The organism is Paenibacillus phytorum (assembly GCF_013141715.1).
GTDB classification, from domain to species: Bacteria; Bacillota; Bacilli; order Paenibacillales; family NBRC-103111; genus Paenibacillus_E; species Paenibacillus_E phytorum.
Genome location: NZ_WHOA01000230.1, coordinates 1 through 8,542, shown reverse-complemented (window position 1 = coordinate 8,542; position 8,542 = coordinate 1). Strand labels below are relative to the sequence as shown.

Here is an 8,542-nt window from a genome sequence, read left to right as displayed (position 1 = left end):
AGCCGGACAGGTTCGGAGCGAGCTGGTTAGCCAATATGACGTATTCCCTACGCTGCTGGACTATGCAGGAATAATCCAACCCTGAAAAGGATCGGCTGCCCGGCAGCAGTTTCGATGAACTGCTGCGGGGAGAAGCAGGCGCCGGACGTGAGGATATCGTCATCTATGACGAATACGGACCGGTCCGCATGATCCGCACTCGAGATTGGAAATACGTTCACCGCTATCCGTACGGGCCGCACGAGCTTTATGACCTGCAGAATGACCCGAACGAGGACGCTAATCGAATTGATGATGCCGAGTGCCAAGAGGTGCTGGAAGCATTGCGGTATCGGCTCGGGGAATGGTTTGGGAAATACGTGATCCCCGAAAAGGATGGCCGAACTGCGCCCGTTACGGGATTTGGGCAGCTGAGCACGATAGCTCCGGGCGTAACGGAAGGTGGAGCCTTTAAGCCGTTCGCTAAATAACTAGATAGGGACGGTTACCAGCCGTCCTCCGCCATATCCATACCCTCTTTTCACGGCATTCGCCCTGGTGAGGGTATTTTTCCAATTATAAGGGGGATCTTGATGCAACGTACCTTTTTCATCCGCCTGCTGCTACGGTTAACAATTGCTGTAGTAGTGGTCACGCTGCTCGTAGGGGTGCTGATGTACCAATATACAACCTCAATGCTCAAAGAAGAAGTGCTCGGTGCCAATACGGAGCTACTTGCGCAGACTAGGAAGATCGTCGAGCAGGCGCTTGGCGAGGTACAGCAAATGGCCGGCTCGCTTGCCTTGAACACAGACGTCGAGAAGGCGGTTTGGCTGACGTGGAATTTGGACGAGGAGTACCATTTTTTACTCAATACGAGCAACCTTTTTTCCGAACGTATCAACTCCTCCACCTATTTGCACTCCATTTACTTGTACAGCGCGGTCAACCGCAAGCTGATTTCCCGTTCGGGCATTGACGATTTTTCAGATTTTCTATATGCGGAAAGCTTGAATCACTTCCTCGTCAAACGTCAATCGTCGGCTTGGGAAGCAATCAGTATACAGGATGCGATTGGCAGCGGCGATGTCATCTCCTTTTTTTTCAGCGTGCCGCTGCAGAACGCGGAGAAGAAGGGCGTGCTGATGATCAATCTGAAAGAGGATGTACTATACAATGCAGTCGTGAATACGAACCAGCGCAAGCTGGGAAATGTGGCTATCCTGAATTCGGAAGGTGAAGTGCTTTCCTTTAAGGATAAAAAGCAGCTGCCTGCCAAGTTCGACGAGGCGGATATGGATCTAATCAGGCAGGCTAAGGAAGGTTATTTCATCAAAGAGCTAGATGGCAACCGGACCTTGGTTTCGTACATGACTTCTTCGTTCAACGGGTGGATTTATGTGACGCTCAACCCTTATAACGAAGTGTTCAAGCAATCAAAAGAAGTTCTTCGCTTTACGCTTCTGGTCTCCTTTATTGGTCTTGCGCTTGGCATTCTACTAATGATGGTGGTATCCAGAATGTCTTACCGACCCGTGAAAAAAATGGTTCAGCATATCGCTTCCAACATCGGAATACCTCTGCCTGACAGCCTGTACCGGGATGAATTCGGCTTTATCCGCGACTCGATTGATCATCTCCATCATGAGAATGAAGAGTTCAAAGCGAAGTTTCACGAACAGGAGCTGATCCTGCGGGACCACGTGCTCGTCAACCTCTTATCCGGCAAAGCGACGGAGAACGACGAGATGCTGCGTCAGCTCCGGTACTATCAATTGAATCTGGAACCCGAGCATTTCATTGTCATAGTCCTGCGTATTCATCTGGAAGGCATCTTGCTGCCTGAGGACGAGGAGCATACGCTTAACCTGATCCGGTTCCAAATACGCGCGATAGGCGAGGAGACAATTGACCGTTTCGGCAAAGGTGCCTATATCAGCCAGTTTCACCGGCATGATGTTATTATTCTGAACGCAGGGCAGGAGGAAGATCATGAACGGGCAATCGACAGGGCTAAGGAGCTGGCTTTCCAAATGACGAACGCCGTAGCAGGTCAGATGCCTGACGTGCAGCTGACCATCGGTGTCGGCGGTCGGTATAGGAGACTGTCAGACATTTCTCTTTCGTACGGCGAAGCTTTGGAAGCGCTTTTGTACGAGCGAATCGCCGGTAAAGGGAGCGTGCTATCGATTCACGACATGCAGGTGAACCAAGGCAACCGGAACCGTTTCATCGTTTATCGCGGCTTGGTGGACAAGCTGATCGGCGATCTGAAAACCGGCAGTCTGACCCAGACGCTTCAGATGAAGGATCAAATGATCGCGAAACTGAAAAACGACCCGCAATTCGGGTTTTCCTATAAGCATATGATTCTGACGCATCTGTTAAACGGGCTTGTCGCGGTCCGGGTGGAATTCACGAAGAAGGAAGGCGAGCCGGACGAAGTAGAGAATCACTGGTTCAATGAGTTTCCCAAGCTTCGTAATCTCGATGAAATCGGCGATTGGCTGGGGCGGATAATCGAGCAAATGGCGGACGAGCTGCGGGACAAGCGGGAGAATAAAAATATCGAGATGATCGGGAATCTGGTCGGCTATATCCGGGCGCATTACCGCGAACCGATCGGTCTGCAGACGCTTGCCGATCTGGTGTTCATGAACGGAAACTATTTGTCCAAAGTGTTCAAGGAAGTAACGGGGAAGACGTTCATCGACTTTTTGACGGAAATCCGGTTCGAAGAGGCTTGCCGTTTGTTGAAGGAAACGGATCTGTCCATTATCGAAATTGCGGATCAGACCGGCTTCGGACAAAAGCAAAACGTAATCCGGACGTTCAAAAAATGTACCGGCCTAACCCCGACAGAATATCGAAACCGAACCGTCATGGACCGATTAAACGGCGGTAACTGAACGAAAGATACCTTTCCGACCAATTGATACCCAAACCAGGACTAAAAAAGAAACCGTTTATATCGATTGAATCTTGAGTGCCTCCCACTTATTTCTTATGCTGAAAGTGCTTACAAAAATATAGATGGGGAGGGGTCATTATGGCTGTGCCGATTGCAACCGAGGCGTACAGGGAGCCAGTGATCAGCAGGCGTAGAGTGTTATGGAAGCGTGTAGTCGCAAGCCGTTATTTGTATCTCATGTTGTTGCCGCTTATCGTTTATTATGGCATCTTTCATTATTATCCGATGTACGGAGCCTTGATTGCATTTAAGCAGTTCAGCATTACCAAGGGAATTATCGGAAGTCCATGGGCCGGATTCAAGCATTTTGAATATTTGTTCGGTCTGGACAAATTTTGGCATGTGTTTTGGAACACGATCATCATCAGTATATACCGGCTTATTTTCGGGTTTCCGTTGCCACTGATCATGGCGATTCTACTAAATGAAGCAAGGCGGATGTTATTTAAAAGAACTGTGCAGACGATCGTGTATTTGCCGCATTTTATCTCCTGGATCATTATGGGAGGGCTACTGATCAATCTGCTCTCTACGGATAACGGTGTAGTCAACAACTTGGTGAGGGCATTTGGCGCAGAACCGGTCGGTTTCCTAACGGATGACAATTATTTCCGCAGCACACTAGTAGGGTCGATGATCTGGAAGGAATTCGGTTGGAACACGATCATTTATATGGCAGCGCTTGCAGGCGTCAACCCGCAGCTGTACGAAGCGGGCGTGATGGACGGGGCTAACCGATGGCGGCGCATCTGGCACATTACGCTGCCTTCCATTCGCGGTACGATCGTTATACTCTTGATCCTGCGCATAGGTAATTTGATGGAAGCCGGATTCGAACAAATTTTCGTTCTGTATAATCCTGGTGTCTACAATGTAGCGGATATCATCGACACCTATGTGTACCGGATCGGGTTGACCGAAGGGCGCTTCAGCTTGGCTGCGGCTTTCGGATTGTTCAAGTCAGTTATTAACTTTGTACTGCTGGTCATTGCCAATCGTCTGTCCAAAATGATGGGTGAACAAGGTATTTATTAAAGGACGGGAGGATAAGCATGTCACATCGCGGATTCGCAGGTAATCTGTTTGAAGGTATTAACTACTTGCTATTAACATTGATAGCGCTCTCCACGCTTTACCCGTTTTGGGATTCCTTGATCGTATCGATTACACCGCTTAATGAAAGCATTGCAACGAACATCCATCTATATCCTCGGGTCATAACGTTGGAGGCATATCGGTATTTGCTCCATCTGGACCAGCTTTGGACCTCGTATAAAGTAAGCATTATCGTCACCGTAACAGGAACGGCGATCAGCATGGCTGCAACGACGCTGGGCGCTTATGCGCTCTCCAAGAAAGACCTTCCGGGCAGCAGATGGATCATGTTTGCCGTTGTGTTCACCATGATGTTCAGTGGTGGGGTTATCCCTAATTTTATCGTTGTCAAGCAGCTTGGAATGCTCAATTCGATCTGGGCGTTGATCATTCCGTCGGCGATTCAAACTTATAACCTGATCATCATGCGCAGCTTCTTCTCTACAATTCCGGAAAGTCTGGAGGAGTCTGCTAAAATTGACGGCAGCAACGATCTAGGCATACTGTTTCGAATCGTCATTCCTTTATCGATGCCAGCCATTGCCACCATATCGCTATTTTATGCGGTTTCGAAATGGAATGAGTTTTTCACTGCAGTGATGTACATTACCGACAAAAACATCTGGCCGCTGCAATTGTTTCTCAGATCCATGCTGATTGATAACGAAGCGTCGTTCCAGTCAGGAGGAGACAGTCCGTTTCTGCTCGGTCAATCGATCAAAATGGCGACCATCATGATTTCCGCCATTCCGGTTATGGCCATCTATCCGTTTTTCCAGCGCTATTTCGTGCAAGGCGTTACACTTGGCGCCGTCAAGGAATGACGGGAATTCATTTCATAATTCAATATTCAGATGGAGGAATTTAAATGAAGCGTATAAAAAAGGGAATGTTACTGACACTTGCCGCAGTTTTAGGGGTTACGATGGCGGGATGCAGCAGTGACGGGAAAGAAACGGCGTCGAAGCAGGAGGGCAAGACCAACGGAGCTCCGACCAAGATCGTGTTCCTGACGCCAGGCGATAATGCGGCGAAAGGGCTTCAGCCTGGTGACCGCGTGCTGGCTGAGATCAACAAGCGGCTGAATATTGATCTCGAGGTCAAGTTCGTGCCGGAGAGCGGCTTTGAGAAAATCAACATTGCCATGGCGACGGGGGATTTGCCGGATGTTGTCACCATCAACTACCCGTCGCCTTCGTTAAAGCAGTGGATCGATGAAGGCTTGCTTGTGCCGCTTAATGACTACTTGGGGCAAATGCCGACAGTCAAGGATAAGCTAGAGAAAAACTTGCAATGGTCATCCGTGAAGGGCAAGTATTACGGATATCCTTTTATCGAAGAGCGTTCTAACATAAACCTCGCCTATCGCGCAGACTGGCTGGATACTCTCGGGCTAAAACCGCCGCAGACGCTGGATGAATTTTATGCGGCGCTCAAGGCTATTGCAACTAAAGATCCGGATAAGAACGGGAAAGATGACACCTATGGAATCACCGCCGAGAAAGGCAACGCCCCATTCAATTTCATCCTGTACGCATACGGGCTTCCACATGGGGACTGGGTACTGGACAGCGGCGGCAAGGTCGTGCCGATCTTCGAGCATCCGGCGTTCAAGCAGGGCATGCAGTACCTCCGCAAGCTGTGGGATGAGAAACTCATCGATCCGGAATTTCTGCTGAATGATTCACAGAAGCGCGAGGAAAAGTTTTATCAGGGGAAAGTCGGGTTCATGCAAGCTCCATTATTCCGGCACGTCAACCGGCTCGAGACGAGTTTGCAAAAGGTGACCCCGAACGGCAAGCTCGGCTTTGTAGCCCCACCGGCCGGCCCGGACGGCAAGCGCGGGATGAACAGTACACCGAAGAGCGGCTTGTTTACCGCCGTTACGAAGAATGCCAAAAATCCGGCCAAAGCGGGGCAATTCATTGAATTTATGCTGTCGAAGGAAGGCCGCAGCCTGCTCGAGCTCGGAATCGAAGGCGTTCACTACACGAAGCAAAGCGACAAGATCGTCTACAATGAGGAGGAACGGGCGAAGGACGGGTTCGCTGCGAAAGGATGGTCGCATCCGCTGGCCTGGGGTAGCGTCGTCTGGCCTCTGACGGAGAATTACTTGCCGCAGACGGAGCCGCAGTCCGATCGGGCGAAGCAATCAGTGGACTTAGCGACCAAAAATATGGTACCGAACCTGCTTAACACGACGACAGGCGAAGAAGTGGAACTCGGAAGTGTGCTGAACGAGCTATATAAGCAATATTTTACCGAGATGATGACAGGCAAGCGGGGTATCGACGCTGGAATCGCCGAATTGTCGAAGAAGTGGCGGGATCAGGGAGGCAGCAAAGTGCTAGAAGCGGTTAACAAAGCGTATCAGGCGCAAAAGAAATAGGCGTCGATCATCAAGCTAACGCATTTACGCATGGTGGTTATCAATTAAGCGGCCTTAATCCTGAATTCCATGGACTAAGGCCGTTAACGGTTGTGGTGCAAAGCTCTAATTCATGATAACGTAATGATCGAGGATTAAGGATATCCCATACGACGATCATGAGATGGGTCCATGAATTTGGACCTGAAATCGACAAACGAATCCGCCCCTTTTTGAAACCTACAAACGACTCATGGCGGACAGACGCAACCTACGTCAAAGTCAAAGGTCAATGGAAGTATTTATATCGGGCAGTTGATTCTAGGGGTAAAATCATTGATTTTATGTTATCTGAAAATCGGGATATGCAAGCAGCTAAACGATTCTATACAAAGGCTTTGTCCTCTCCTCATAATCAAATCCCACGTGTAATCACTTTAGATAAAAATCCAGCTTATCCACCAGCAATACAAGAATTAATAAATGAGAAATTCCTACCAAAGGAAACCTTGATTAGACAGACAAAGTATCTAAACAACATTGTGGAACAAGATCATCGATTCATAAAGAAAATTACAAAACCGATGCTTGGTTTTAAAACGTTTCTAACTGCAGAACGGACGCTGAAGGGAATCGAGGCCATGCATATGATTAGGAAAGGGCAGGCTGTTGATAATTCGTTTGCCCTCTCAGCTGTTGAATGGGTCAATAAAATATTTGGTCTAGCGACATAGTTAACGTATAATTTGTCGAATAGTTGCTATCTTTTCTAATTTTTGCACCACAACCTTGTCCAGGTATCTACCCTTGGTAAAGGCTATGCCAATTACGAGTATATTGCTTTGTTCAGTTAATTACGTTTACATAAAAGTAAAGGGGCGATCTCCTATAGATACCAATAAACCATCATGCTGCTCGGCAAGTCGGAGCGCTATTCATCAAACTGACGTAAGTCCAGAGCGTCTGCTAGATTATACACAGGCTCAAACAAAGTCTGTTTACCAAACAGAGAGTATGATTTATATACCAGGTGGGAAGTTTTTAATGGGGACTGATGATCAAGAAGGATTCCCATCTGATGGTGAGGGGCCTGTCAGAGAAATTTCTGTTAACCCTTTTTACATCGATGCTACGACGATAACGAATGAAGAATTCAAGAGATTTGTTGAGGATACAGGCTTTCAAACAGAAGCTGAAACCTTTGGGTGGTCCTATGTTTTTCATCTTTTTGTCTCTGAAGCAACTACGTTGCAAGTGAAAGATTCGGCCCAACAAACACCATGGTGGTGGGTGGTACATGGTGCTGACTGGCTTCATCCCGAAGGTCCTGATTCTGGGATCCATGATAGGATGGAGCATCCGGTCATCCATGTATCCTGGAATGATGCAGTTGCGTATTGCCGATGGGCTGGGAAAAGGCTATTAACAGAGGCTGAATGGGAGTTTGCTGCACGCGGTGGACTGGTGCAGAAGAGATACCCCTGGGGGGATATATTGAAACCGGACGGACGGCATATGTGCAATATTTGGCAAGGAAAGTTCCCAGAGAAAAATCATGCTAGCGATGGGTATGCGGGAACGGCGCCGGCCAGATCCTTTGAACCCAATGGATACGGCCTTTACAATGTAGCTGGTAATGTGTGGGAATGGTGCTCGGATTGGTTTAGCCCTACCTATCATATCAAAGGTACAAAGGATACCCCCACTGGGCCTCCATCTGGAGACAATAGGGTTCTAAGGGGAGGTTCGTACTTGTGCCATGCCTCCTATTGCAATCGATATCGTGTGGCGGCACGGAGTAAGAATACACCTGACAGTTCTGCGGGAAATATAGGTTTCCGTTGTGCTGCGGATGCTTAATTGCACTTTTATGTTGCGAAGGCGTTCACTCTCAGGGTGAGCGCCTATTTTACGTTGCTTCGTGTTCACAATGTCAAAAAATTCGACAATACGGGCGAAGATCTCGAAGATTTGATCTCGATCGGGACGATCGGATTGATCAAAGCCATCGAGTCGTTTTCGCCGAACAAAGGGACCAAGCTCGCGACGTTTGCGGCTCGCTGTATTGAGAACGAGATTCTGATGCATCTGCGTTCATTGAAGAAAACGCGTAAAGATGTGTCCTTGCA

Annotated in this window: 7 protein-coding genes and 1 pseudogene; all 8 read left to right on the top strand. The window is 48.4% G+C overall.

Features of this window, described 5'->3' with window-relative positions; genetic code table 11:
- The first annotated feature begins 95 nt into the window (after nt 1–95).
- A complete protein-coding gene (locus GC098_RS31625; protein ID WP_281367161.1) occupies nt 96–470 on the top strand; it encodes a sulfatase/phosphatase domain-containing protein in 375 nt (124 codons plus the stop codon).
- A gap of 102 nt (nt 471–572) precedes the next feature.
- The gene (locus GC098_RS31620; RefSeq protein WP_171647704.1) at nt 573–2,888 is read left to right on the top strand and encodes a helix-turn-helix domain-containing protein; all 2,316 of its coding nucleotides are present in this window, start codon (nt 573–575) and stop codon (nt 2,886–2,888) included.
- A 140-nt stretch (nt 2,889–3,028) separates the two neighbouring features.
- Nucleotides 3,029–3,985 (top strand): ABC transporter permease, encoded by a 957-nt coding sequence (locus GC098_RS31615; RefSeq protein ID WP_171647702.1) that lies wholly within the window; start codon nt 3,029–3,031, stop codon nt 3,983–3,985.
- A 17-nt stretch (nt 3,986–4,002) separates the two neighbouring features.
- Nucleotides 4,003–4,869 (top strand): carbohydrate ABC transporter permease, encoded by an 867-nt coding sequence (locus GC098_RS31610; RefSeq protein WP_171647700.1) that lies wholly within the window; start codon nt 4,003–4,005, stop codon nt 4,867–4,869.
- A 44-nt stretch (nt 4,870–4,913) separates the two neighbouring features.
- Nucleotides 4,914–6,434 (top strand): extracellular solute-binding protein, encoded by a 1,521-nt coding sequence (locus GC098_RS31605; protein WP_171647698.1) that lies wholly within the window; start codon nt 4,914–4,916, stop codon nt 6,432–6,434.
- A 125-nt stretch (nt 6,435–6,559) separates the two neighbouring features.
- Nucleotides 6,560–7,147, top strand: a pseudogene (locus tag GC098_RS31600) (IS6 family transposase); the annotation flags it as partial.
- A 154-nt stretch (nt 7,148–7,301) separates the two neighbouring features.
- Complete coding sequence (locus GC098_RS31595) at nt 7,302–8,273, top strand: formylglycine-generating enzyme family protein (protein ID WP_376774021.1); 972 nt, start codon at nt 7,302–7,304, stop codon at nt 8,271–8,273.
- Nucleotides 8,274–8,542, top strand: a 269-nt coding sequence (locus GC098_RS31590) for a sigma factor (RefSeq protein ID WP_376774019.1), incomplete at its 3' end; no start/stop codon positions are given. It lies immediately after the preceding gene.